The following is a 24,551-nucleotide window of genomic DNA, read 5'->3' on the forward strand; positions in this document are numbered from 1 at the left end:
AACCCCGGCTCACAGCGAAAGTCCTCTAAAAGAGGACTAAAACCAACATTTATTATCGCTCAAGTTTCTTCAGTCGGTTTTAACCGACTTTAGCTATGAGCCAGGGGTTTAAACCCCTGGCGGACTGCGGGAAATACTAACAACATTTTAACACATAAAAATCCCTATTAAATGCAAAGTATCAACAAAGTTAATCTCAAAAAAATACTTATTTTAATTTGCAGTCTGGTCGTAATCTTTGCAATTATCTTATCTATTTACTCTCACAATGCTAACGCCCAAGAGCCTTACAATCCATCTCCAGAAAGCGCTGTAGCGTCGAAAGGCTTGGTTGAGGTAAAAATGACATTAATTGCCGTTGACCCCATTAAAAACGAATTAGAAGCCCGCTTGCAGTTTGAACTCAAAGGTATTTATAAAAAAGGGCCAACTTACCCGGCTCAAGACTTGTTAATGACAGTTAACGGCGCAAATGTACCGGATTCGGAAATTACCTTTAAAGAAGGCAAACCGATGATTGTCCCTGCATTGAAGTTTAACTTAGTCAAAGGGAAAATTAACAATTACCCGTTTGACACCCACATTGCTAAAGTAGCTATTTCGATCGACCCGCTGCCTTCGATTGGGAAAAAGTTTGCTCCCTTTGAACTGAATCCCGTACCTCTGGAATTTAATTTCCATGCCGATGTTCCCGGTTTCGACATCAGTTATAAGCCGATGGAAGAGAATTCATCTATCTTTATTTATATCGATGTTTCTGCAACTCGATCGCTCCCGGTGAAGTTCTTTGCCTTAGTGATTATTGTGATCATGTGGGTGCTGTCAATTATGGCGCTTTTGCTAGCATTAAAAGTGATGAAATCGGGTAAGTTACCGGAAGTAGGAATGCTGAGTTGGACGGGTGTAATGCTATTTGCTTTTCCCGCTATTCGCAATGCTCAACCTGGGGTGCCTCCGGTGGGAACTGCCAGTGATTTTCTGTCGTTTTTTTGGACAGAAATTATAGTTGTGGTGGCGTTGGTGATTATCGGTAGTTGTTGGTTAAAGCGGTATCATCCGCCGATTGAATGATTTGAGATTTTAGATGTTATATTGGAATAATTCACCCGCGACATAAATCAGGGGGCTTGTAGCTTTGATACTTTCAATTAACACCCCAAAGTCAACTGTTAACTAAAATCAAAGATTCAATTTTTGACTTCCAAATTCTCAATATCCTTTGCGGGTACGCCCAAACCGCGCAAGATAGTAAAAGCTATAATTCGATATCCCGATTGATTTGGGTGCACTCCATCTGCAGCCAACAAATTCAGAGTTTTGCCCGCGTGCTTTTGATACGTGGCGATAACTTCCCGACAAGGCGCATTCAAATCGATAAACAAGCACTGATTCTCTAACGCAATTTCTCGCATCGCGGCAATATACTCTTGCAACCTACGATTTTCTGGGCCGTCGAGAATTTCGCCGATAGGAGTAGGAGAAAGCAGTACAACTCGAATTCCTGCGGCTTTTGCCGCCAGCACCATTTGAGTTATTTTCTCCCGATATTCTGCCAGTGGCACTCCCGTGGGCAACTTGCCTTGCGGATAAAATCGCAGGTTTTGGAAGTCAAAGAAAGCGTGCCAAACGTCGTTGACTCCGACATTAATCATCACTAAATCTGGCTTTTGGTCGATCGCATCTTTCTGGAAGCGCGCTTGCATATCAGTCGCCTTGTTACCGGAGATTCCGGCGTTGACGATTTCGATTTGGCGATCGGGATAAAGGGCATTGAGATAGCGTTGCAGCAGCCAAACGTAACCTCCGGGGTATTTCCCACCCTCGGTGATGCTGTCGCCCACTATCACAATTTTGCGATTGCCGGCGAGCACGTTTTGGATTTCTGGTGGCGGCGTTGCTTGGGATACAGATTCTTTAAACACTGGAATTAAGGAGTGAAGAAGGTTGAAGGCAATAACAGCAGCAATTACGGCGATGGGAAGTCTGATTAAAACTTGCCTCAGCCGGGGTTTGGGACGGGGCGATTCCCTTCGGGATAGCTTCGCTTGACGCGCATTGGGATACACTACGCAGTTTTTTACTAAAAGTCTAACTATTTATCTCTGCAATAATATTATCCATTTCAGGGGTTTTTGTCACTTCTTTCAATAACTCAGTCCTGGACTAACAAAAACCTGGTTTGGACGCAACATCCGAAGTTATAAGCCTTAAGGCATAAACCTGGTTGTTGACCCCGCCTGCGTAAGTTGTACAGGTGAAAATACTGAGGTTTTTGTCGCCCTCATCTATCCGTGTAATTGCCATCACAAAAAAGTTCGCCAAATGTCACATAATTTCTGCTACTTACAGCACAACTTTAGAAGGGGATCGCGGTTTATAATATAGATAACTAGAAAAAAAGGTTTTCAAGCGAGGTTAAAGCAATGGTAGCAAATTCAAATTTTTTATATCCTCAAAATCGTTATTACGGTGAAGTAAAGCCAGAGAATTTAGTATTTAATGCGAATTTACAAGAGTTTTCTCAGCGAGTGGGTTACATCAGTTCCTTGACATCTAACGGTAAAATCTCTGTGGAACAGGCATTTACTCAGATCCAAACACTCTGGGAACAGGTGGAAAAGTCGAAAAAGCAGTTGGGAATTGGCGAACATCCATTTTCAGCTTGAATAATTAGCGCTTGGCTTGGAAGTTGAGTTACACGCCATTGATGCCGATCGATTAATCGAGAGCTTAAGATCAAAAAGTAGCTAGTGGCGATCGACCTTTTTGCCTATGAGTTCCGATTTAGTACCTCTCCTTCCCAAAGTATCCGTCGGCCGCCGCGCCGCGGCCCTCTGCATCGACGGAATCGCAGTTTGGCTACCCAGTTTGCTTCTGGGTACTAATGCGATCGTCCAAATCATATTTTTTGTTTTGCTGTGGCTGATCATGCGCGTAGCCATCGTCAGGAAAAACCAAGGCCAAAGTCTCGGGCGCTGGGCATTGGACATGAAAATTGTCGATCCCAGATTCCAACGGACTCCCGGAGTGCAAAAACTGTGCAAGCGCGAGGCATTGCTGGGCTTTTGCGCGGCCTTAGCCTTCGCAGGTATAGGTGGACTCACATCTACCAACGCCGCCGTCTTGCTGCTGATGCTGCCCCTGGCGATCGACTGTAGCGTAGCCCTCACCTCCGCCGAAAGGTTTCCCCAAGCTTTCCACGATCGCATCGGCGGGACGATCGTAGTTGGAACCCGCCGTGGCTACTCCCTCGACATCAAAGTTAGAAGATTGCTTGACCAAGTGCAGAGCAATGTGAGAAGATAATAAATTGTGTTTAAATTAGTCGAAATTTATTTAGAATTATGGCTAAAGGCGTCCGCATCATAATTACTCTAGAGTGTACTGAGTGCCGTACAAACGTAAGCAAACGCTCAAAAGGCGTGTCTCGGTACACCACCACCAAGAACCGTCGCAACACGACGGCGCGGCTGGAACTCAAAAAGTTCTGCCCCCATTGCAACAGCCACACTGCCCACAAAGAGATCAAGTAGCGATTAGTCATTAGTCCTTAGTCATCAGTCATCAGTTGTTGGCAATTGATATTGATCGGCGAAAAGCAGATAATTAACCAATGCTTTCCTGACGGCTAGCAACTAACGGCTAATAACTAAAAACTCACAATCAACAGTCAACAAACAACAGTCAACAAACAACAAACCATGACTTACTTTCGCCGGCGCGTTTCGCCCATCAAACCAGGAGACCCGATCGACTACAAAGATGTAGATTTGCTCAAAAAATACGTCACAGAACGCGGTAAAATTTTGCCCCGCCGGATTACCGGTTTGACGGCAAAACAGCAGCGAGACCTGACCAGAAGCATCAAAAGAGCAAGAATTGTAGCTTTGATGCCCTTCGTAAACCAAGAAGGTTAACAGGATTTGGGATTTTGGGTTTTAGATTTTGGACTGGGAATAAGACTTGCGCGAGAACAACGTCTTTCTGTCATTAATAGTGCAGCAAGAATGCAGCGAAATAATCGCGAAATAAGATTAAGAGTCGCAGCAGCGCAAGTCTTAATCACAAGTCAAAAGTTAAAAAAAAAGCAAGAATAAAGAAAAACTTTTTAGATTTTAACTTTCACAATTGACCAGAAAAATTGCCAACATCCAAAATCTAAAATCGCAAGCTCGAAACTCGATAAGTGGCTACTGTAAAAATCCAAAATCTCAAATATAAAGCTGGCAAGTGGAGAAGGGAACGTTAGTAGAATTTAGAGTGCACGGCGACCGCCGTCTGGCAGTTGCCGATCGCCCCGACGGCAAGAAAAACTGGGTCGTGGTAGACGAAAACGGTCAACCGCACAGCATACCGCCCAAACAAATCAGCTACGAAGTAGTCGGAGAAACTTACAAACCCTCCGACATTCCCAAATTTCTCAAAGAAGTAGAAGCCTACTCAGATCCGTCGAGTTTGGAAGTCGCTTGGGAACTTTTAGTCGGTGACGGAGAAACAGCAGATCCCGAATCCCTGGCAATGCTGCTATTTTCTGAGAGTAGTGCGGCCCAGTGTTACGCGGCGTACTGTTTGCTGTCAACAGATAAACTGTATTTCAAACAAAAGGGCGATCGCTACGAACCGCGATCGGCAGCCCAAGTAGCCGAAATCAAACACCAGCAAGAAGTAGAACAGCAGCGACACCAAGAATCCCAAGGATTTTGGGATCGAGTCAAACAGCGGCTGGCAGGGGAAAATGTAGATTGGGAAAATAGCGATCGAACTCGCCTCGACGCCCTAGAACGCTTTGCCATCCTCGGAGAAGAAGCAACGCACCGCACCCCAGCCTTAGAAACTTTAGCCAGCTTACAACGATCCGAAAACCCCGAAGCAGCCTTTAGCCTCCTAGTCGATCTAGGCCTCTGGAGTACCCACGAAAACCTGTTTTTGCGGCGAAGCCAAATTCCCCTACAATTCTCCGCAAAGGTATTAGAAGTGGCCCAACGCTGCCTAGAAAATCCCCCAACCGACTCGGACACAAATCGTCTCGATTTAACTCACCTCAAGGTTTACACGATCGACGACGAAAGCACCACCGAAATCGACGACGGCCTCAGCTTAGAATTCCTCGAAAACGGCCAGCAGCGGATCTGGATACACATCGCCGATCCCACCCGCTTGCTTTCCCCCGGAGACGAACTCGACCTCGAAGCCAGAAAGCGCACCACTACGGTTTACCTGCCCACGGGAATGATCTCCATGTTTCCCCCAGCTTTGGCAACCGGGCCGATGAGTTTAATTCAAGGCAAAGAGTGCAGCGCCCTCAGCTTCAGCGTCACCTTAGACGAAATCGGCGCGGCTCAAGATTACAGCATCCACATCAGCACCATAAAACCCACCTACCGCTTGACATACGATGACGTAGACGAAATGCTGGAGTTGGGAATCGAAGCAGAACCAGAAATAGCAGCGATCGCCTCTGCGGCCAAACTGCGCCAAAAATGGCGGGAAGCCCAAGGCGCAATCAGCATTTTCATGCCAGAATCCGTCATCAAAGTCAACGGCGACGACATCAAAATCCACGTCATCGACGACTCCACCGCCCGGATGCTAGTCGCCGAAATGATGATTTTAGCCGGCGAACTAGCCGCCCGCTACGGTCAAGCTCACAGCCTGCCCATACCCTACCGCTATCAGCCACAGCCCGAACTCCCTCCCGATGAAGAATTGCTAGCCGTGCCTGCAGGCCCCGCCCGCGCTTGCGCCGTGCGTCGGTGTATGCCCCGCAGCGAAATGGGCCTCACCCCCGGACGCCACGCAGGCTTGGGTTTGGAATTATACACTCAAGTTACTTCCCCGATCCGCCGCTATACCGATTTGCTGACTCACTTCCAAATCAAAGCCCACCTGCGAGGCGAACCACTACCTTTTTCCGCCCAAGAAATACAAGATATTGTGATGTGTCTCGGCACCGCAGTTAAAGAAGCATCCACCGTCGAACGCCAAACCAACCGCTATTGGGGATTGGAATATTTGCGGCGCAACCCCGATGAAGTTTGGGAAGCCTTAATGCTTCGCTGGCTGAGGGAAGACAGCAATCTCGGATTGATTTTATTGGAAGATTTGGGTTTAGAATTGGCAATGCGATTTGGTCGATCGGTGGCAATAGGCGATCGGTTTGAAGTCAAAGTCACTCACTGCGATCCGCGATCGGATGTCATTAACTTCCAAGAAATGATATTTGAAGCCGCACAATAGGATTTTAGATTTTAGATTTTAGATTTGGGATTGCAAAAATCTGTGTTGAAGGCTGAAACTGAGGATAAATCACCTTTTTAGTCGAGTTTCCCATCTCCTCGCATCCCCTTTGTCAAGGGCAGGGGGGTAAAAAAGATGATGGGTTCATATCTAGTCCTGTAAAATAATCGTAATTCTTGTGTGGGCGGGTTTACCCCCAAGTTGTAATATAAGCCAGAAATCCCGTAAACTCGCCCCGACGAAAATATTGGGGTCGATCGACTCGACATGATATCCGATCCCAGACAGGTAATACTTTTGACATTAAATTGACACGACACGCTTTGCTATATCCTCTCTTCCTCCGTGTCCTCTGCGTCCTCTGCGGTTAATAAAACAAACTTCAGCATTCTCAAAATTGGAAGTTTTCACCCCAACCTAGTAATCTAAAATCTAAAATTTAAAATTTAAAATCGCACAATGCCCAATTCAATTAGCCAAGTTCAGCCACCGCTGGAATTCATACCCCCAGCCTACAACCCCCTAGTGATGCAAGGTTGTAAGCAAATACTCCCCTGGTGGCTGCGATTTCGGACGAGTATCAGCCACGTTCAAGCCGAAAACGTCGAAACCCTCGCCGAACTATTCCACCAATTTCAAAATCAGAAAGTTCGCTTCTTGCTAGCCTTCCGCCACCCCAACTCAGACGATCCCTACTGTTTGGGACAACTAATTTGGAAACTCGTTCCCCAGGCGGCGCGGGCCAAAGGCATTCCCCTGCAATCCCCGGTACATTCCCACTTTATCTACGATCGCGGCATTCCCCTGTGGGCCGGTGCGGGAGTCGGCTGGCTTTATTCCCAACTCGGTGGCACTCCGATCGTTCGCGGTAAGATCGATCGCGCCGGATTGCGATCGGCCCGCGATTTATTTGCCAACAGCCAATTCCCGATCGCCGCCGCCCCAGAAGGCGCTACCAACGGTCACAATGAAATAGTGAGCCCCCTCGAACCGGGAATTGCTCAAATGGGTTTCTGGTGCGTTGAAGATTTGCTAAAAGCCGCACGCACTGAAAAAGTTTTAATTGTGCCGATCGGCATTCAATACCGCTATGTCAATCCACCTTGGCAACCCCTAGAAAAACTTTTAACTCAATTAGAAATTGATTGCGGACTGCCACCCTTAGAACGCACCGATATCGCTAATTTAGAGACGGCAAATTCCGATTCCGAAAACCAAAATCATAAATTCCAATATCTACGCCTGATTCGACTTGGCGGTCATTTGCTAGCAGTAATGGAAGAGTTTTACAGCCGTTTTTATCATAAGCAAATACAGTCATCTACATCTAGTTTAACATCATTATTCCCCCCCAAAATAACGGCAAATGATTCGGACAATGAAGTAATAATTGCTCGACTGAAAGCTTTGTTAGACGTGGGTTTGCAAGTAGCCGAAGAATATTTTAACTTAAAGCCCAAAGGCAGTTTAATAGACCGCTGCCGCCGTCTGGAACAAGCAGGCTGGGAGTATATCTATCGAGAAGATATCAAAGATATTGCAGCACTTTCTCCCTTAGAAAGAGGATTAGCCGATCGCCTCGCTGAAGAAGCAAGTCTTCGGATGTGGCACATGAGACTTGTAGAAAGTTTCGTGTCTGTCACGGGCAGGTACGTCGCAGAACAACTGACAGCAGAACGTTTGGCAGAAACAACTTTACTGCTGTGGGACGTACTGGCTCGCATCAAAGGGGGAAATCCTTTCGGCAGACCGAAGTTGGGCAAACAGCAGGTACAAATGACCGTGGGCGAACCCATATCAGTGAGCGATCGTTGGGAGGGATATCAAACCAGCCGCAGGTTAGCAGTTGCCGAACTCACTCAAGACTTGCAATCAGCTTTAGAAGCAATGATTAAATCGTGAACAAACCTGACTGTCAACTGAGTACAGTTAGACCGCAGGCTTCTTTTTCTTTTTTTTCAAAGGCTTTTTATAGTGAGGTAGTTCCACCCCCACTTGCTAATATATTATCAGAGTATTTCCAGATTATCAAGGGATATACAGAAATAATTGTCGCTTTGGGTACCTACACCCGACGAGCCTTTCATCCCAAGGAGTAATTTCCAACGGGGTACTTCGCGCAGCGCTCAGATTAATCCCCTTTAAATATACCGAGGGACTTCCCGGCTGGTAGTTAATTACTCAGATAAACAAGAGCTTCTAGGGAAGAAGGAATATATATTTTTCTTCACGACTTTTTTTTGTCGTGAATTATAAACAGATTGTTATAGACTTTGGGAATAGGTCTAATGAACCGCAAACCCTCACTCGACAATGAACCAATAAAAATTAACGATGACTAACAAACCTATCGATTTGTCTACTAACTCAATTAAAGTAAAACTGCTAAATAATTTAGCGCAGGAATTGCTCACACCACTCACTTCTGTCCTCGGCATGGCAAGTGTGTTGAAACAAGAAATTTATGGCCCCTTAACGAGCAAGCAAAAAGAATATATTGACGTGATCCAAGACAGCAGCCGCTCTTTGCGATCGCTAGTTGAAGAAATTTTGGAACTGGCAGAACTAGATGATTCCGCTTTCACATTGAAGCGAACCGCAGTCGATATAGAAACTCTGTCCCAGCAGGTTGTGACAATCCTGTCCTCGGCGGCAAGTAGACGAGAGCAAGAAATTAATTTGTCGATGGGGCCCGGGTCGCGCATCTGGTTGGTAGATAAAGATAAGGTTCAGCAAATGCTGCACCACTTAATTTTTAGCATTATTCAATCTGCTGGGGCAGGCAGCGTGATTCGAGTCCACGTTTCTCGGAAAGAAGACGGTATCAACATCGGAGTGTGGGTTTTTCATCCTTGGTTAGGGGAAAGTTTGCCCCATGCTAAACTCTACACCGACTACTTGTTGAAGGCCGGATCTGGTAGCGGTTCGCCATCGAACTCCGAAACCGACTCTCCCGGAGAACCGCAACTCCCGACACAGGGTTCGCAGCGATTAACGCTGGCGTTTTCTGAGTTGGCGGCTTTGGCGGCGCAGAATGCAGAGGATAGTGCACCAGTGTTAGCTGGTTACGGGGCGCGCGAACGCTTGGGGCTGCTGCTTTGCTGCCAATTGGTGGAAATTCAAGGCGGCCAACTCTCGATTCAAGGAACCCCGGAATCTGGATATCGCTACGTGCTCTGGCTGCCTTGCACAAATGCTACGGAATTGTTGGAAGGCTAAAGAAGGAAGAAGGAAGTTCGGCAACGGATTTTCTAACGGATGTAACGGATGGAAAGAAGAAGGAAGATGAAACAAGTCATTTGTTAATTAATACTGAGATGTTGCACTATTCTCAATAAGGCTTTTAGGCGCGGGCTCGCGTGTCCCCCCACAATAAATTTATTCTTTGTGGATCCGACAAGAAAAGCCTTAAGAGAGAATAGTCCAAGATGGGAGTTACTACCAATTGTCGATGCTTTTAGACTCAATTCCCAATTCCCGATTCCCAATTTCCAATTACCAATAATCAATCTAAAAATGAATTCAGTTTGGCAACAGTTAACTCTGGCAAATTTGCCGCTCTCTCAGTGGCAAAGTAGAAGTTATTTATTCAATTTGGCGATCGGCTCTTTACGCAGTTGGCGGCAGAGTAGCTGGCTGATGCAGTGGGCAGAACCCTTGGGTTTTGTTTTGCTGGCCTTGACTTTCGGTTTGGCGCCGTTTGTAAACAATGCCTTGGTGGGGGTGTTGATGGCGGCTAGCGCTGCATTTTGGGTGCTGCTAACTGTTTCGGACGATCGCCCGATCGCCTTGAGGCCGATTTACTTGCTGGTACTGCTGTACTGGGGCATAGCCACCGTCGCAACGGCGATGTCGCCGGTGAAAGTCGCCGCTGCTACTGGTTGGAGCAAGCTAACCCTGTATTTGCTGTTTTTTGCGCTGATGGCTCGGATCTTGCGAGATCCCCGTTGGCGATCGTGGTTAATTGCCGTATTTTTGAACGTCTCTCTAGTTGTCAGTTTCTACGGCGTGCGGCAGTGGATTGACAAAGTGCCGCCATTAGCTACTTGGAACGATCCGACTTCTACTCAAGCCAATGTCACGCGAGTTTACAGCTTTCTGGGAAATCCTAACTTGCTTGGTTCCTATTTGCTGCCAGCCATTGCATTGAGCGCTGCCGCACTTTTTGTGTGGAAAGGATGGGGAACAAAAATTTTAGCGCTGACGATGCTGGTGGTGAATTGCGCGTGTTTGCGCTACACGGATAGCCGGGGTGCTTGGATCGGTTTTGTGGCTCTACTGGTGGTATTTTTAGTGCTGCTGTGGTACTGGTACAGCCCTTTGATGCCTCGGTTCTGGCGAACTTGGGCGCTGCCGTTAGGGTTAGGAGGTTTGGCTGGGGCGTTAATTTTAGGAGTGGCTTTAGTGGAGCCTCTGCGCGATCGAGTTTCGAGTATGTTTATTGGTCGAGGTGACAGCAGTAACAATTTTCGGATTAATGTGTGGACGGCGGTGATTGACATGATTCGCGATCGGCCAATTCTGGGAATCGGGCCGGGAAACACTGCTTTTAATAAAGTTTACCCGCTTTATATGAAGCCGAGATTCACTGCTTTGAGCGCTTACTCGGTGCTGCTGGAAATTGTGGTAGAAACCGGTTTTATCGGTTTAATGTGTTTCCTGTGGCTGATGACTGTCACCGTCAATCATGGTTTGTTGCAGATCAAAAATCTGCGGGATGCACAATTTAACATCTCTAATTTAGAGGAAGAATCCCAAAATCCCAAATCTCAAATCCAAAATCTCAAATCGAATCAGGGGTTTTGGTTGATTGGGGCGATCGCCACTTTAGCAGGCATGATGGCCCACGGTTTTGTCGATACAGTTTGGTACCGGCCGGAAGTTAATATGCTTTGGTGGTTGATGGTGGCGATTATTGCTAGTTTTTACAGCACCTCGCACCAGCAGCAAGATTCAGCTTTGACGGAGGGCGAGTAGATAGAATTGCTGGCGGGGTTTTATCCCCGCCCGGTGGCAGGGCGGTTTCATTCTCAGGGAAATAATCGTTTTGTAGGGGTAGTGCCAAGAATGCCTACCCCCTCCACGAATGATCAAATCGATGTTTCAAATATCGGGAATCTTCACCAGGGTTTGTCCCTTGGTCGAATGAAACAGCCCTGCGCCCGGTGTGGATGCCAGCAATAGCCTAGACAGCAATGATTAAGAGTTATAACAGTTCCAAAAAAGAATGCAGCTTTATGCAAGCTGCAAACCATTATCGCCATAAGTTATTTCCAATTCTTCAATTCTTAATCTCACATCTCAAATGCTATAAGGTGCGGACGGCGCACCCTGCATACTTACTACTACATACTACATACCTGTTGCTGTAAAGTGGTGATGGTACACTCTACAAAATTTATTGAAAATAACTCTTATTCTTCGCTCTCCGGAGTCATGATGAATCTCGGACACGCATATTTTCCACCATTTCTATCTCTGCACTGTCGCATCGACTGATCCGAACTCAACAGCATTTCGACTGATTGATTAAGGGCAGGTTTAACAGTCGCAGGAGTTGGCACTGCTTTTGAGGCTTGACTTAGCTCCAGTACCGTTATAATTGCCAGTATGGTTGATGAAAGCAAAACTGTGCGTTTCATTTTTTTGTTTTTTCCTCGTTTAATCGTTGACGTGCCATCCCTATCCATATATCCTCATCGAATTCTTGAGAATCCGCATACTTTAGACAAATTTTCCACTGCGGTAGCGCTTCCTTCGTATTTTTTATCTTTTCTAGGACTTGCGCTTTTAAGCAGTAAGTTGCTGGCCCTTCACTATCAATTTTAATCGCTTCATCCAGATGCTGCAATGCCTCTGAATATCGACCCTGTTCCAGGCGAGCCCATCCCAAGTTTTTGAGTAAAGAATATTTTACTCGATCGTCCTCAGCTAATTTCAAACCTTGCCACAGGAAGTGAACTGCAGCCGGATAGTTTTTTTTATCGACTATATATAACCTAGCCAGGTTGCTGTAAGCAGCAGGCAGACCGAGTTTTGCAGCTTGCAGATATTTTTCTCGGGCGCACTCTAAATCTTGCACCTCTTCGCAAAGCCATCCTAAATTGTAAAGAGCTGTGCGGCTTTTTGGATCTACCCAGAGCGCTAACTCATATGCTTGTTGAGTATCAGCGAATCGATTGGCTTTGTAGTTTTCAAAAGCCCTATTATTAAAAAAAGATGCCAGCTCCGGCAACCCAATTTGCCAGCCGCCAAAGCCTACTGCTAGCATCAGCAAGAAGGCTCCCCACTTGGAGTTATTATGCTTTTTTACTGGCTCTTTCATGGCATTGAAAATGTTAGCTAATGGTGTCATTTTTAGCATTTTTTAACTTGAGAGTTGGGCGATATTTTTTTGACCAGATTTAATTGCCACCCTAATGGCATATAATCTTACGAAATGACTCAGGTTTGAGTCCCTTTCTTATAAGAGTTTGTGAGTCCACAGCCGAATGCTTGGGTAATGTTCCCACTACCCAGAGGTATTCGAGCATAGGTTAACCATTCCTGAGACTCCACAAGCCATCCGGATATTTTCAGAAAAAAAGAACCGGGAAGCAGAAAGCAGATAGAACTCTTCTCCTTGTCTAAGTAATAATACTTAGGCAGCAGTCGATCGACAGTATGCGACTGTATGAGGAGATACAGCGTATTCCAGGTTTATGAAGTGTAGAGGGACTTACCCTGGGCCGTTTCCCTACGGGGAGCGAACGAGCTGGGGTTTAGTTAATCAACATAGAATTTGCTGTAAGGAATGAGAATTAAATAACTTCCACTCTTGAAAGTGGGATGGGCTCTTATAGCCCGTCATGAGTGGACGGGCTATAAGAGCCCATCCCACAATAACAATTAAAATTGTAAGTTATTTAATTCGCGATCCTAAGATGGACTGCGGTGAAATAACTCTAATTAAGTTTGTAGTGACGATGGAAGTCCTCAACCTCCTCCCTTGAGGATTTTGAAAAATATTATAATGAGTCATGAACCGAAATCGATTTAAAATAGCCAATCATTAATCAGCAATCACCCATCATGAACCACTAATGACTCCTGACTAATAAACATCTCCATAAATTAAATTTCTACCTTCCAGTAGCAAAGGTTTGAGTTTATTTTTTGGAGATGTCTAATAACTAATGACTAATGACTAAAATTGCTTCATCGCTCTTTCCATATCCCGCTTATCTTCGCGTTTCTTCAAATCTTCGCGCTTGTCGTACAGTTTTTTCCCTTTACCCAAACCGATATCCAGTTTTACCCAGCCGCCTTTCAAATACATTTTTAACGGCACTAAAGTCAAGCCTTTTTCTTCGACTTTGCCGATTAATTTGCGAATTTCCTGCTTGTGCATCAGCAATTTACGAGTGCGGCGGGGTTCGTGATTAAAATAGTTGCTAGCACTTCTCCAAGGCGAAATGTGAACGTTGATCAGCCACAGTTCCCCGTTCCGAACTAAACCATATCCGTCGCGCAAATTGGCTTTTCCTTCCCGAATAGATTTGACTTCGGTGCCCTTCAACTCGATTCCCACTTGGTATGTCTCTATAATTTCATAGAGATGGCGCGCTTGTCGGTTATCGCTAACAATTTTGTATCCTGGACTTTTTTCGCTCATTTTTACCTCCGATAAAATTAATTATTATAACGCTAGCTTCTCTGTAGAGAAAATCGAAGCTTGACAAAACTTAAATAATCGGTCTGGACATTACCAATTTGGCTGAGCTAAGATGTCACCAACGTGAATATCAAGCGGTATCATGCAGCGCACCAATATCACTGATTCTGCAATTCCAGATTCTGTTACTCCTCATCCTGCGGTTAATTTGGTTTGGCTGGCTCCTTTTTTGCTGGCGCTTGCTTGGTTTTGGGCCAATATCTCGGCTGTTAAGTGGCTGTTATCCTCGTTTGTTGAGATACCCACACTATATAAAATAGTAATTGGCTTTCTGATTGTAGCATTAGTAGTGCGATCGAGCGGGAACTCCGCTCGCCCCTTCGGATTTTCACCCAATTTCGTTTTAAGGCGAGATCCGCTGCTGTTAATGTTGGGTGCGGGTATTTGCTCGATCGCCCTTCAGTACATAATTGATATCAAACAAGTTACTGTCCTGCTATTTATCCTCGGAACTTACGGGCTGTGCGGCTTATTGGTGGATTCCAACTTTTGGCGAAAAAACTTACCAATTGCGGGCTTGCTTGCTTGTATTTTACCATTTAATAGTCAGTTGAATAGCGGCTTAGGTTTGCCCGCGCGAGTCCTCACTGCTCAGGTAGTAGAACAGTTGCTTTCTCTGCTGCACATTGGGGCTATTTCTTCTTACGATATTATCATTTTGGAAAACGGCATCGCTCAGGTTGACGTGCCTTGCAGCGGCATTAAAACTCTCTTAGTGGGAACGCTATTTTTGCTTGCTGCTACCTGGCTAGAAGGGCGTAAATTGAGTTTAAAATGGCTAGCAGTCGGCGCTGCTAATCTCTTAATGTTGGTATGTGCTAACGCTGCGCGGGTTGCCGTGTTAGTCCTGGTTTCAGAAGTTTTTCAACAGCCCAACATAGCACAAATTATGCACGTTCCTCTGGGAATTGTCGGTTTAGTATGTGCTTGTTTTGTGACGTGGTTAATGCTGCAACGAGTACCGAAATTTCAGCCAGAAAAAACCAGCGGTACTTCTGCAAAACCCAACTCAGAAATTCTCCCAAATCACCCTTTAGCCAAACCAGGAATAATTGCAGCAGTCACAGTTTTGGCAATAATGGCTCAACTGTCTCATGTAGAAACGTCAAAAATGGCGATCGCACCTTTAACATTACCTGAATACATTAAATCAGAGTCGATTTCCCTGAATCCTAGCGAACAAAAATTCTTTGGCAACTATCCAGACACGCAAACACAAAAAATCAGATTTGTCGCAGGCAACTTGCGCGGTTCCATGCTCACAGTAGCCAGCACATCCTGGCAAACTTATCACGCCCCCGAGTTGTGTTTTGTAGCGAGCGGAATTCCCGTCAATCGCATAGAAAAAAAACAGCTAACTCCTGCTATAACGGGGCGCTGGCTGTCTCTCCAAGACAACCAACTATCCGCTACATACTGGCTGCAATCTGCACAGCAAACTACCGATAACTTCTTGTCGCGCATCGGCAGCGATCTCACTCACAAAAATCACAATTGGGTGCTAGTTTCTATTTTATTTGACAGTTCGCTACAAGCAGAAAATCATGAAGTAAAAGAGTTTGCGGGTAACATATACGAGACCGTTAAACAAAGCTTACAAGGAGAAATGAATGAAAATTAAACAGGTATTTGATGGAATTTTTAAAACATTTTTTTGGGCGTGGAATTTGACGTTTTTATCGATTGTTTACTTGGGGATTTTGCCGATTATAGGAGTGCCATTAATTATGGCGACAATCGATGGCACTATCCCCCTAGAGTTTTCTTTGACGATGGCAGCTACGATCGCAGTACCCACTGTATGTACAGTAATAGGAGCTAGGCGTTTTGGCAAGCAACCCCTACAGCTAATGCGTTGGTTTTACGGCGTAGAAGCACCGCTATTTTTGCTGTGTTTGCTCCGCTTGTTCCTGCTGCGAGAACTCACCCCAGCTAGTTCTCAAATCATCGCTACTATTGCTTTGTGCATTGCAGCATTTTCAGTGGAAATGCTGTACGGATATCTGGGTAAAAGAGAAAATGTGCAAAATATTTTCGATTCCCAGAATTCCCATAATAAACAGCCTCGTATTTTCAACTTAATCGGAGAAAAGCGAAGTGCGTGGCTGCAATTAGGATGTCACAGTTTAATGGTAGTAGTTGGGGTTTGGGCGGCAACATTGCTGATTTATTACGCTGTACCTGTGGCATGGTATACACTTTATGGATTCTTATTTTTCGTCATTCAATTTTTCAAGTTTACCTGGGTTTCACCATTTCTGGAGATGTTTCAATACGGGGCATGGGCCTCGGCTTTAATTTGGATACCGCTATCGTTTATATTGTTTGGTTTAACCTGTAGCTTATTCGTTGTCATGCCTTCGCTGTACGGCTTTCTCTACATTCATTCCGGCCGAAAAATATGGCAGAGTTTTGCGGCACAATACGGCAAAAATAAAGCGATAATTGGAAGTTTGGGAGTCATAGCAGCTTGGCTGGCTATTTTCTCGGCTTTGCAGCAGCAGCCACAAGTTGCAGTAATGAAAATGCTGGCGACTCCCCCCGCAAATGACACGGTTCGCCAAACTTTATTAGCCAAGTCTGATATGATTCGATCCGGCTTAGTTAACGCTTATTTGTCCCCTTACCGCTACCTGAGCACGGTAGGAGAAAACAACCACATTTATGAGATATACAAAAATATTTGGATTTTCCCTGACGCAGCGGCTCAAACCTTGCAGAACAGCTATAATTTTTTAATGTCGCCGTTTTTGTATCAAGGCTCTAGTGCTGATGTGGAAAAAGCAGAAAAACTCTACGGCGAATTCTTCGATACGGAACTGCAAAAAGGCGACACAGAAGCAGTAAAACACGCGGTGCAGTCAACCTCAAATCGTGAAGAAGCGAAAGCCGGTTTGCTGAATGTCAATCAGGAAAAAGTATGGTTGCAGTCGCAAGAAGTTACAGTCAAAGAAAACGGCGACTGGGCTGACGTTCAACTCTACGAAGTTTACAAAAATCAAACGCCGAACTTGCAAGAAGTATTCTACTACTTTTCCCTGCCGGAAAGCGCCGCAGTTACAGGAGTTTGGCTGGGAGATACTGGCGATTTAAACAAACGTTTTGTATTTACGGTATCGCCTCGCGGTGCAGCCCAACAAGTCTACAATCAACAGGTAGTAGAAAGAGTCGATCCGGCTTTGCTAGAACAAATTGGCCCCAAACAATACCGCTTGCGGGCTTTTCCAATCCCGGCTAAACGAGAATTCACCCAAACAGAAGGGCCAACGGAAATGCACCTGTGGCTTACTTACAAAGTCATGCGCCAGCCCCAGGGTTGGGCGATGCCTGTTTTGGCTGAAAAACGCAACATTTTTTGGAACCAAAATACTCGCCGCACGATCGCCGGAAAAGAGGTAAAATACAGTCGCAAAGAAGCAAGAGAAACTTGGCTACCACACTTTTTGCCCGCAGTCGCACAGCAACCGCTAACCGTGCAGCAGGCGATTCTACCGGGAGGAAATATCATTTCTGCTAAGCCGTTGGCTGATGCAAATTACTCGCTACCGCAAGGCAAGAAATTTGCAGTTATTCTCGATACTTCCCGCAGCATGGCGGCGGAAAGTAAGGAAGTAAAAGAGACTTTTGAATGGTTGAAAGCTAATGCAGCAGGCAAAAATGGTGTTGATGTGTATGTCGCCAGCGCTGCGGGAATGCCACCTAAGTTTGTGGAAGATGTACGCAATTTCGATGCGGCAAAGGTGACATTTTATGGTACAATCCAGCTCAAAGATATGCTGCAACAGTTTGCACAGTTGCGGGGCGATAAAAGTTACGATAATGTATTTTTGGTGAGCGATCGCCACAGTTATGAATTGTCGGACGATCGCAAACTTAAACTTTCCATCTCTGCACCCCTACGGACAGTGCATTTGGGAGGTTTGCCCCCCGGCTACGACGACGCAACTTTAAAGGTGATTCAAGATAGCGGCGGCGGAGTTTCTACAGATATGAAAGAGGCGATGCAGCGAGTAGCAACGACAGCAGCTTCGGGCGAATCTACAGTTAGCGTTGTTGACGGCTATGCTTGGAGTTATGCCAAAACCCCGCAGTCGAAAAAAACCGCAAAATCGGCGGCAGTCGCAGAGCCGAAAAATGCCGGAAATGAAGGGTTTAAACCGATAGCTGCGCGGCAGTTGATAACTGCACTTAGCAAGCAGAAAAGTTCAAATCAATTGACGCAATTGGATGCGATGCACGCAGTAGCTAAAAATTTCAAAGTGGTGACTCCGTATTCTTCGATGATTGTGTTAGTTAATGACGCGCAAAGGGAGCAGCTAAAGGCAGCGGAAGCTAAGAGCGATCGATTTGACAGAGAGGTAGAATCGGGTAAGGAACAGTTGAGTAAGCCGAATAATCCTCTGAATGTTTCGGGGGTTCCTGAACCCGAAGAATGGCTGCTGTTGGCGGTAGGTGCGATCGGGCTTTTGGCAGTTTTTCTCCGTCAGCGGCGCGCGAAAACGGTATAAAGTACACATGGGCGCAGAAACCGGGTTTTTACCTAATTTAGGGTGTGTAACAAAGTATTTCGTAAAAAACCCGGTTTCTTTGTCGGAGTCCGTAAGTCCTGACTAATTTATTTCTACAAAAACTCGATCGCCCTCAATCTTTACCGGATAAGATTCCAGGGAATCGGCGGGTGCATTCAAACATTTACCCGTATCTAATTTGTACTGATATTTGTGAAACGGACAGGTAATGATACCGGCGCTTACCTTACCCATGTCGATCGGATATTCTAAATGAGTGCAAGCATTGCGGTAACAAGTAACATTCATGCCTTGACGGTTCAAAATCACTGAAGTTTCGTCAACTTTTACCTTCAAGACACCCCATTCGGGAACTTGATTTAGCGCTGTTATTTCTAGCCACATATAATCTTCCTCGCTTTAAATAAATTATTGCAAATTCATGGGCGATCGTCCTTGAATGCAGCAAGGGCGATCGGTGGGGCGCTCTCCACACCTGAGAACCTAACCGTTTTCCTCGCCATTTCCCAGGTACAACCTGACGAATTCATCAGCCGCCTCCCGATTGAATGTCTGCAACGCTTGCTTAATCGCAAATACCGCCTCAGCGGATGGATCTCGTTCTTCACTCACCCAACGGCTAACGTTTGAGCGATCGATTTCCATCTTTGCCGCCAATTGATATTGACTGATATCGTATGCCTCTAATATTTTTTTGAGGGCTTTACCTGCTCTTGCCATGTTCCCGATTTTGTCAGAGAGTCATGCTCCTGTAAACGTTGCTGATTGTCATCTAGGGCGCTACACTAAGGTAGGAGCGAGATCATCCCGTGCCAGTTATGCTTGAGATAGACTAAACAAATAGCGATTGTGGACATTAACCAGCAAAAAGAACAGTTCAGTTATGCGTATATTTATGCAGTTGCTGCCTCGGCTGGCTACTCCTTCCAGATAGCAGCTAGACCATTAGATTTTGACGGCATCGATATCATTCTTGCTGGCGGTATGGGAAGTGGAATTATTCGATATCCCCGACTTGAACTCCAGGTAAAATGCACATCTAGGGATGTGATTGGACAGGAAGCAATTAGATATCCGCTCGAAGTCAAGAACTACAATGAATTGAAAGTAGAAAATATTCATACTCCCCGACTGTTAATCCTTGTAGTCGTACCCGACAATTTAGACAATTGGCTAATCCAATCTCAACAGGAACTTTGCCTGAAATATTGCGGTTATTGGGTTTCTCTGCGAGGTCAACCCCCAACCCAGAATCAAACCACTGTTACAATTTCCATACCCAGACAGAATATCTTTAATGTAAATGCTCTTACCACCCTCATGCAGCTAATAGAAGCAGGCGAAACTCTATGATAGTCACCGTTCGAGATCCCGAAATTCTCAAAAATCTACAGCCAGAAATTGTGCGTACTTACCTCGAAACGCATTGCTGGCAAGAAGTGCGACAAATTGACGATAAAGCTTCTCTCTGGAATCGCCACAGCGAAACCTCAGAAGAGTTAGAGATTCTGCTACCATTAAAACCAGAATTTTTAGACTTTCCCCGCCGGATGGCTGAAGTTTTACAAACCCTAGAAATTGCTGAAAATCGTTCCCAGATCGAAATCCTCAGCAATCTCTTGACATCAGCTCCTAACATTACCATTCAAGGCATAGTTACCAACTTGCAAGAAGGATTATCAGCAGGAAAATTAACTTTGACGGGCGTTATTGTTGGCAAGCTGCGGCGCATTCAGTTAGAACTAGCAGAACCAGTCTACGAACTGGCAGTCAAAGCTTATCAAGCCAGAATTCCGGTTATTTGTCAAGGCAATTTAGTTAAACAAGGTCGCTCTTTTTTACTGCAAAATACCCATCACTTTACATTAGATTTAGATGCCTGGTTGGAATGAATGCTATGTACTATAATCCAATACGCTTGGGTTAAGGAAAATTGTAGCGGAAATGTTGGGTGGAGTGAAACGGAGGGTTCGTTCCACGGGCCCAACCTACGCACGATCGGTTTTTTTAGCACTAACTGAACCGTATTGTACTATAATCAACCTAAAGAGCGATTGTGAAAGGATTTTCATAAAATAATTAATGTCTTTATTCTTGAGCACGTCCATGAATTGGGAGATGACCGCGAAGACTTAAAAATTATCGGTATTTATTCGACTAAAACATTAGCCGAATCTGCTAAGGCAAGAATGCTCTCCCAACCCGGTTTTATAGATGCTCCAGAAGGCTTTCATATAAGCTGTTATCCCTTAGATAAAGACCACTGGAACGACGGCTATGTCACTGTTTATTATTCTGATTCTTAACCTTTTCCCTACGGATGAATCTGACTCAAAATCACCCTCAACCTGTCATAATCATCCTTCAACAAAACACTCAAACTCCTCCCCGCTTCCACCAACCAAGATCGATCGCGCATCCGCAACTGATAAATCTCCCGAATCGCCGCCGCCGTCAGCGCCTCCACCGGCGCATTAGTCACACCCAGCAGCGTCCTCAAAAAATCCAACTGCACCGTAAAATCAATCACCTCATCCGGTTCGCAGCGATAAACCGCCTGGTGAATTTGCGGCGGGCGCGGCGGCAAATACTGATAAATTTTACCCCTCGATGGGCCGTGACCGTTCAACCTTTCCGGCGCAGCCTCAAACCCCACAATCGCCACTCGAAACTCGGTTTTTAGCATCGCAAAAATCTGCGGTTGTTCTTCCCGCAACTCTTCGAGGGACAAACCCAAAGCGCGAGCTCTGTGCACCGAGTCGATCGGGCTAGTCGTAGCGTAATAAACCACGCCGTAAATTTGATTTTTCGACTCTTCATCCTCGGCCTTCACCCAACTCCCAAAAGGCGGCATCACGGGAAAACTTAAATCTTCCGGTTCCAAACATTGAGCCAAAAACTCCGAAGTTGCCGTCTCGATCACCTCAGCAATGCGATCGGGATGGCGCTCTTTTGTAGCAAATTGGGGTAAAGGTAAACGCATAGTTTTAGTGATTAGTCATTAGTTATTAGTCATCAGTCATTAGTCATTAGTTTTGTGTTAGTTATCAATGCTATTGGGTCAGTGGCATAGACTTGGGTACTTTGGCAATTAAAGGAATTACGAATAACTTCTATATGTAGGGTGCGCACTGCGCACCTTACCCCTATAAGAAGTGCATTAAATCATTTTTTGCGTCTAGGACTGAATGACCAATTACTAATTCCTCTAGTGTTGGACTCACGCGGGTCATAAACCCGGTTTCTTCCTAGATATTTCGCTACTAAACCAAGATTTCCTGCCGAAACCGGGTTTATGAGGCGTCAATCCTGTCCCAATGACTAATGACCGCTGACTATTTCGCGCGGCCAGCCGTAGCATCGACAAGTTCCAACTGCGACAGGCGGAACGTAATCAGCTTGTCCCAATTCCCGCCTTCAAACAGTACCGCGACCTTTCCGTCGCTAACTCGCTGGACTTGTCCTTGAAAGGCGTAGTAAATCTCACCCTTATCTTTAACTCGAACTGCCGAACCTGGAAAAATCATAATTCTTTGAATGTTAAGTTTGCTCTTTATAGCTTACCGTTTCTCGTTTCTAGTTCCCAAGCAGAGCCTGAGAACTAGGCAAATCTTCGTCAAGCCGAAGACACGAGGCAAAGCCCAGAAACGAGAGTTTGTTAGGCTAAGGCTGCTACGGAAACTTTACCGGCAATGCGGCCCGCGATCGCCCGCAACTCCCTAGCTGAAGCAGAACCCGGTTGTCCCACGACGATCGGCACCCCCGAATCGCCACCTTCCCGCAACGGAATTTCCAGCGGAATGCGGCCTAACAGCGGCACTCCCAACTCAGCAGCAGTCTTTTCCCCGCCACCCGAACCGAAAATATCGTATTGCTTATCGGGCATATCGGGTGGCACAAAATAGCTCATGTTTTCCACAATTCCCAACACCGACACTCCCAACTGCTGGAACATCTTTAACCCCTTGCGGGAGTCCAACAAAGCGACAGTCTGCGGCGTCGTCACGATCACCACACCAGCCATCGGCACAGCCTGCGCCATTGTCAACTGCGCGTCTCCCGTACCCGGAGGCATATCGACAATCAGATAGTCTAAATCGCCCCAATTCACCTGATAGAGGAACTGCCGAATGATCCCGTTCAACATCGGGCCGCGCCAAATCACGGGTTGGTCTTTGTCAATTAAAAACGCCATCGACACTAATTTGACGCCGTAGTTGAAGGCGGGTTCGAGGCTTTCCCCGCTTTTTCCGTCCCTAACCATCACTTTTGCGTCCCCCAAACCCAACATATTGGGGTCGTTGGGCCCATAGATATCCGCATCCAGCAAACCCACCTTAGCGCCGGTTTGGGCTAGCGCTACTGCCACATTTACCGCCACCGTGCTTTTGCCGACGCCGCCTTTGCCGCTGGAAATTGCGATAATATTTTTCACGCCTTCAATGCCTTGGCGATCGACCACTCCCTTCTGCTGCGGCGTCTCGGCTGTCACCTCCACTGCCACTTTTTCGACTCCTGGCAACTGTTTGACCGCTTTTTGGCAATCTTCGACAATAAATTCTCGCAGCGGGCAAGCAGGCGTTGTCAGCACTAAAGTAAAACTGACGACACCGCCGTCAATTTTTATGTTACGAATCATGTTCAATTCCACCAAACTCTTTTGCAGTTCGGGGTCTTGCACGGGTCGCAGGATTTCTAAGACTGAACTAACATCGAGTGTATTGGGCATTGTGTTCTCCACCATAGCTCTGCAATTGGGTTTGCGAATTTTCGATCGCAGGTTTAAGTATATTTTTATTGCTATTTTTTAATGTAACTTCATAGCGATCGTTTGCAGACCTGCGGTGGCATAATTACATGACGACAGGATTTGGGACTCACGGTCAATCTCAAACTCAAATGCGATCGGCAAGAATTTCTACGACCGAAAGCAATTTGGTCACAATAGGCGAATTGAGCCGTGGTCGCAATTCTTCAATTCTTCAATCTAAAATCTTAAATCTTAAATCGGATGACAGTTTCTACCACACTTAAAACCGCCACTTCCCCGTTTTTGCCGCCCGCTGACTCTAGAGCTAGAGTCAGCCAATTTATGAAAACCCTACAAGACGAAATTTGTCAATCCCTCGAACAGCTCGATGGCGTTGGCAAATTTAAGGAGGACTCTTGGGAACGCTCCGAAGGCGGCGGCGGACGTTCTCGCGTCATGCGCGAAGGCAATATTTTTGAACAAGGGGGAGTCAATTTTTCCCAAGTTTGGGGCGAAAGTTTGCCGGCTTTGATTCTGGCAAAGCACCCAGAAGCCGCCGGTCACGATTTCTATGCAACTGGCACTTCGATGGTGCTGCACCCCCGCAATCCATACTTGCCGACGGTTCATCTGAATTATCGCTATTTTGAGGCCGGTCCGATTTGGTGGTTTGGCGGCGGTGTGGATTTGACTCCTTATTACCCGTTGGCTGAGGATGCAGCTCATTTCCACAAAACTCTGAAAGCAGCTTGCGACAAACACCATCCCGGATATTATCCGACATTTAAACTTTGGTGCGACGAATATTTCTATCTCCCCCACCGCCAAGAAACCCGCGGCGTCGGCGGCCTGTTTTTTGACTACCAAAGCGCTCAAGGCGCGCTTTACCGCGACCATCATGTCAAAGGCAAAGCCGCTGAGTGCAGCAACAACATCGGCGTCCCGGAACCTAGGACTTGGGAGTCGCTGTTCGCCTTCGTACAGGACTGCGGTCGGGCATTTTTGCCGGCTTACACCCCCATAATTGAAAAGCACCGATCGAAAGAATACGGCGATCGCGAGCGCAATTTCCAACTTTACCGCCGCGGCCGTTACGTTGAATTTAACTTGGTGTACGATCGAGGCACGACCTTTGGTTTGCAAACCAACGGACGCACCGAATCGATTCTCATGTCCCTGCCACCTTTGGTACGCTGGGAATACTGTTACGAGCCAGAACCCAACTCTCCCGAAGCCGAACTCTACTCCAAGTTCTTAAAACCGCAAGATTGGGCGAATTGGATGCCTCAGCAGTCACCGACCTGAGTTAAACTACTGGGAC

24 protein-coding genes are annotated in these 24,551 nt (G+C 46.1%); 15 read left to right on the forward strand and 9 right to left on the reverse strand.

The window, feature by feature from the left end; all coding sequences use genetic code 11:
- The first annotated feature begins 171 nt into the window (after window positions 1-171).
- Entirely contained in the window at window positions 172-1,071 is a 900-nt protein-coding gene (locus QUB51_RS02410) for a DUF4436 family protein (protein WP_333057223.1), read from the forward strand.
- A 116-nt stretch (window positions 1,072-1,187) separates the two neighbouring features.
- Here the strand turns inward: QUB51_RS02410 and QUB51_RS02415 are convergent, their stop codons facing one another.
- Window positions 1,188-2,066 carry an SGNH/GDSL hydrolase family protein gene (locus QUB51_RS02415; RefSeq protein ID WP_333057224.1) on the reverse strand — a complete coding sequence of 293 codons (879 nt, stop codon included), beginning with the start codon at window positions 2,064-2,066 and terminating at the stop codon, window positions 1,188-1,190.
- Window positions 2,067-2,423: 357 nt separating this feature from the next.
- On the opposite strand from QUB51_RS02415, the gene QUB51_RS02420 reads away from it, so the two are divergent.
- From QUB51_RS02420 to QUB51_RS02455, 8 genes are all read left to right on the forward strand, one after another.
- Window positions 2,424-2,666 carry a DUF7219 family protein gene (locus QUB51_RS02420; RefSeq protein WP_333057225.1) on the forward strand — a complete coding sequence of 81 codons (243 nt, stop codon included), beginning with the start codon at window positions 2,424-2,426 and terminating at the stop codon, window positions 2,664-2,666.
- A 106-nt stretch (window positions 2,667-2,772) separates the two neighbouring features.
- Window positions 2,773-3,306, forward strand: coding sequence for an RDD family protein (locus QUB51_RS02425; RefSeq protein WP_333057226.1), 534 nt, complete (start codon window positions 2,773-2,775; stop codon window positions 3,304-3,306).
- A gap of 38 nt (window positions 3,307-3,344) precedes the next feature.
- Complete coding sequence (gene rpmG, locus QUB51_RS02430; RefSeq protein ID WP_006631376.1) at window positions 3,345-3,533, forward strand: 50S ribosomal protein L33; 189 nt, start codon at window positions 3,345-3,347, stop codon at window positions 3,531-3,533.
- Window positions 3,534-3,701: 168 nt separating this feature from the next.
- A complete protein-coding gene (rpsR, locus tag QUB51_RS02435; RefSeq protein WP_006631377.1) occupies window positions 3,702-3,917 on the forward strand; it encodes a 30S ribosomal protein S18 in 216 nt (71 codons plus the stop codon).
- A gap of 313 nt (window positions 3,918-4,230) precedes the next feature.
- Window positions 4,231-6,237 (forward strand): ribonuclease R family protein, encoded by a 2,007-nt coding sequence (locus tag QUB51_RS02440; protein ID WP_333264112.1) that lies wholly within the window; start codon window positions 4,231-4,233, stop codon window positions 6,235-6,237.
- Between the two features lie 459 nt (window positions 6,238-6,696).
- On the forward strand, window positions 6,697-8,139 hold the full coding sequence (locus QUB51_RS02445; RefSeq protein ID WP_333264115.1) for a 1-acyl-sn-glycerol-3-phosphate acyltransferase: 1,443 nt from the start codon (window positions 6,697-6,699) through the stop codon (window positions 8,137-8,139).
- A 432-nt stretch (window positions 8,140-8,571) separates the two neighbouring features.
- Window positions 8,572-9,456 (forward strand): histidine kinase dimerization/phospho-acceptor domain-containing protein, encoded by an 885-nt coding sequence (locus tag QUB51_RS02450; RefSeq protein ID WP_333057229.1) that lies wholly within the window; start codon window positions 8,572-8,574, stop codon window positions 9,454-9,456.
- 297 nt (window positions 9,457-9,753) lie between these two features.
- Window positions 9,754-11,214 carry an IctB family putative bicarbonate transporter gene (locus QUB51_RS02455; RefSeq protein ID WP_333057231.1) on the forward strand — a complete coding sequence of 487 codons (1,461 nt, stop codon included), beginning with the start codon at window positions 9,754-9,756 and terminating at the stop codon, window positions 11,212-11,214.
- A gap of 437 nt (window positions 11,215-11,651) precedes the next feature.
- On the opposite strand, the gene QUB51_RS02460 is transcribed toward QUB51_RS02455, so the two are convergent.
- The 3 genes from QUB51_RS02460 to smpB all read right to left on the reverse strand — a co-directional run bounded on the left by QUB51_RS02460 (window position 11,652) and on the right by smpB (window position 13,891).
- Complete coding sequence (locus QUB51_RS02460) at window positions 11,652-11,879, reverse strand: Osc7112_2153 family protein (protein ID WP_333057233.1); 228 nt, start codon at window positions 11,877-11,879, stop codon at window positions 11,652-11,654.
- Complete coding sequence (locus tag QUB51_RS02465) at window positions 11,876-12,592, reverse strand: tetratricopeptide repeat protein (protein ID WP_333057234.1); 717 nt, start codon at window positions 12,590-12,592, stop codon at window positions 11,876-11,878. The genes QUB51_RS02460 and QUB51_RS02465 overlap by 4 nt, the downstream gene beginning before the upstream one ends.
- A gap of 831 nt (window positions 12,593-13,423) precedes the next feature.
- Window positions 13,424-13,891: an SsrA-binding protein SmpB gene (gene smpB, locus QUB51_RS02470; protein WP_006631384.1), complete on the reverse strand. Its 468-nt coding sequence runs from the start codon at window positions 13,889-13,891 to the stop codon at window positions 13,424-13,426.
- Window positions 13,892-14,033: 142 nt separating this feature from the next.
- Between smpB and xrtO the strand changes: the two genes are divergently transcribed.
- Both xrtO and QUB51_RS02480 read left to right on the forward strand, forming a co-directional pair.
- Window positions 14,034-15,572: an exosortase O gene (gene xrtO, locus QUB51_RS02475; protein WP_333263794.1), complete on the forward strand. Its 1,539-nt coding sequence runs from the start codon at window positions 14,034-14,036 to the stop codon at window positions 15,570-15,572.
- Window positions 15,562-18,459, forward strand: coding sequence for a TIGR02921 family PEP-CTERM protein (locus QUB51_RS02480; protein ID WP_333263797.1), 2,898 nt, complete (start codon window positions 15,562-15,564; stop codon window positions 18,457-18,459). The genes xrtO and QUB51_RS02480 overlap by 11 nt, the downstream gene beginning before the upstream one ends.
- Before the next feature lie 102 nt (window positions 18,460-18,561).
- Here the strand turns inward: QUB51_RS02480 and QUB51_RS02485 are convergent, their stop codons facing one another.
- Together QUB51_RS02485 and QUB51_RS02490 are read right to left on the reverse strand one after the other, a co-directional pair.
- Window positions 18,562-18,864, reverse strand: coding sequence for a Rieske (2Fe-2S) protein (locus QUB51_RS02485; protein WP_333263800.1), 303 nt, complete (start codon window positions 18,862-18,864; stop codon window positions 18,562-18,564).
- A 99-nt stretch (window positions 18,865-18,963) separates the two neighbouring features.
- Window positions 18,964-19,200, reverse strand: coding sequence for a helix-turn-helix transcriptional regulator (locus QUB51_RS02490; RefSeq protein ID WP_333057238.1), 237 nt, complete (start codon window positions 19,198-19,200; stop codon window positions 18,964-18,966).
- Between the two features lie 129 nt (window positions 19,201-19,329).
- Here QUB51_RS02490 and QUB51_RS02495 point away from each other — a divergent pair, with 129 nt between their 5' ends.
- The 3 genes from QUB51_RS02495 (at window position 19,330) to QUB51_RS02505 (ending at window position 20,786) form a co-directional block, all read left to right on the forward strand.
- Complete coding sequence (locus QUB51_RS02495; RefSeq protein ID WP_333057240.1) at window positions 19,330-19,833, forward strand: DUF4365 domain-containing protein; 504 nt, start codon at window positions 19,330-19,332, stop codon at window positions 19,831-19,833.
- The gene (locus QUB51_RS02500; protein ID WP_333057241.1) at window positions 19,830-20,372 is read left to right on the forward strand and encodes a hypothetical protein; all 543 of its coding nucleotides are present in this window, start codon (window positions 19,830-19,832) and stop codon (window positions 20,370-20,372) included. The genes QUB51_RS02495 and QUB51_RS02500 overlap by 4 nt, the downstream gene beginning before the upstream one ends.
- A 198-nt stretch (window positions 20,373-20,570) precedes the next feature.
- Window positions 20,571-20,786: a DUF7336 domain-containing protein gene (locus tag QUB51_RS02505; RefSeq protein WP_445251582.1), complete on the forward strand. Its 216-nt coding sequence runs from the start codon at window positions 20,571-20,573 to the stop codon at window positions 20,784-20,786.
- Window positions 20,787-20,794: 8 nt separating this feature from the next.
- Here QUB51_RS02505 and QUB51_RS02510 read toward each other — a convergent pair whose 3' ends face one another.
- The 3 genes from QUB51_RS02510 to QUB51_RS02520 form a co-directional block, all read right to left on the reverse strand.
- Window positions 20,795-21,463, reverse strand: a complete 669-nt coding sequence (locus QUB51_RS02510; protein WP_190736623.1) for an HAS-barrel domain-containing protein — start codon at window positions 21,461-21,463, stop codon at window positions 20,795-20,797.
- A 352-nt stretch (window positions 21,464-21,815) separates the two neighbouring features.
- Window positions 21,816-22,007 (reverse strand): NAD(P)H dehydrogenase subunit NdhS, encoded by a 192-nt coding sequence (locus QUB51_RS02515; protein WP_015175937.1) that lies wholly within the window; start codon window positions 22,005-22,007, stop codon window positions 21,816-21,818.
- A gap of 131 nt (window positions 22,008-22,138) precedes the next feature.
- Window positions 22,139-23,209, reverse strand: coding sequence for an Mrp/NBP35 family ATP-binding protein (locus tag QUB51_RS02520; RefSeq protein ID WP_333057242.1), 1,071 nt, complete (start codon window positions 23,207-23,209; stop codon window positions 22,139-22,141).
- Between the two features lie 282 nt (window positions 23,210-23,491).
- Here QUB51_RS02520 and hemF point away from each other — a divergent pair, with 282 nt between their 5' ends.
- A complete protein-coding gene (gene hemF / locus QUB51_RS02525) occupies window positions 23,492-24,535 on the forward strand; it encodes an oxygen-dependent coproporphyrinogen oxidase (protein ID WP_333263804.1) in 1,044 nt (347 codons plus the stop codon).
- Window positions 24,536-24,551 lie beyond the last annotated feature (16 nt).

Source organism: Microcoleus sp. AT8-A3 (assembly GCF_036705675.1).
Classification (GTDB): Bacteria; Cyanobacteriota; Cyanobacteriia; order Cyanobacteriales; family Microcoleaceae; genus Microcoleus.

What these genes read in the sequence shown, in the direction of transcription:
- QUB51_RS02445 (WP_333264115.1), top strand. Translation starts at nt 6,697, where the DNA reads ATGCCCAATTCAATTAGCCAAGTTCAGCCACCGCTGGAATTCATACCC.
- QUB51_RS02465 (WP_333057234.1), bottom strand. Translation starts at nt 12,592, where the DNA reads ATGACACCATTAGCTAACATTTTCAATGCCATGAAAGAGCCAGTAAAA.
- smpB (WP_006631384.1), bottom strand. Translation starts at nt 13,891, where the DNA reads ATGAGCGAAAAAAGTCCAGGATACAAAATTGTTAGCGATAACCGACAA.
- QUB51_RS02450 (WP_333057229.1), top strand. Translation starts at nt 8,572, where the DNA reads ATGACTAACAAACCTATCGATTTGTCTACTAACTCAATTAAAGTAAAA.
- rpmG (WP_006631376.1), top strand. Translation starts at nt 3,345, where the DNA reads ATGGCTAAAGGCGTCCGCATCATAATTACTCTAGAGTGTACTGAGTGC.
- QUB51_RS02515 (WP_015175937.1), bottom strand. Translation starts at nt 22,007, where the DNA reads ATGATTTTTCCAGGTTCGGCAGTTCGAGTTAAAGATAAGGGTGAGATT.
- QUB51_RS02485 (WP_333263800.1), bottom strand. Translation starts at nt 18,864, where the DNA reads ATGTGGCTAGAAATAACAGCGCTAAATCAAGTTCCCGAATGGGGTGTC.
- rpsR (WP_006631377.1), top strand. Translation starts at nt 3,702, where the DNA reads ATGACTTACTTTCGCCGGCGCGTTTCGCCCATCAAACCAGGAGACCCG.
- QUB51_RS02490 (WP_333057238.1), bottom strand. Translation starts at nt 19,200, where the DNA reads ATGGCAAGAGCAGGTAAAGCCCTCAAAAAAATATTAGAGGCATACGAT.
- xrtO (WP_333263794.1), top strand. Translation starts at nt 14,034, where the DNA reads ATGCAGCGCACCAATATCACTGATTCTGCAATTCCAGATTCTGTTACT.
- QUB51_RS02500 (WP_333057241.1), top strand. Translation starts at nt 19,830, where the DNA reads ATGATAGTCACCGTTCGAGATCCCGAAATTCTCAAAAATCTACAGCCA.
- QUB51_RS02460 (WP_333057233.1), bottom strand. Translation starts at nt 11,879, where the DNA reads ATGAAACGCACAGTTTTGCTTTCATCAACCATACTGGCAATTATAACG.
- hemF (WP_333263804.1), top strand. Translation starts at nt 23,492, where the DNA reads ATGACAGTTTCTACCACACTTAAAACCGCCACTTCCCCGTTTTTGCCG.
- QUB51_RS02425 (WP_333057226.1), top strand. Translation starts at nt 2,773, where the DNA reads ATGAGTTCCGATTTAGTACCTCTCCTTCCCAAAGTATCCGTCGGCCGC.
- QUB51_RS02410 (WP_333057223.1), top strand. Translation starts at nt 172, where the DNA reads ATGCAAAGTATCAACAAAGTTAATCTCAAAAAAATACTTATTTTAATT.
- QUB51_RS02480 (WP_333263797.1), top strand. Translation starts at nt 15,562, where the DNA reads ATGAAAATTAAACAGGTATTTGATGGAATTTTTAAAACATTTTTTTGG.
- QUB51_RS02520 (WP_333057242.1), bottom strand. Translation starts at nt 23,209, where the DNA reads ATGCCCAATACACTCGATGTTAGTTCAGTCTTAGAAATCCTGCGACCC.
- QUB51_RS02455 (WP_333057231.1), top strand. Translation starts at nt 9,754, where the DNA reads ATGAATTCAGTTTGGCAACAGTTAACTCTGGCAAATTTGCCGCTCTCT.
- QUB51_RS02510 (WP_190736623.1), bottom strand. Translation starts at nt 21,463, where the DNA reads ATGCGTTTACCTTTACCCCAATTTGCTACAAAAGAGCGCCATCCCGAT.
- QUB51_RS02420 (WP_333057225.1), top strand. Translation starts at nt 2,424, where the DNA reads ATGGTAGCAAATTCAAATTTTTTATATCCTCAAAATCGTTATTACGGT.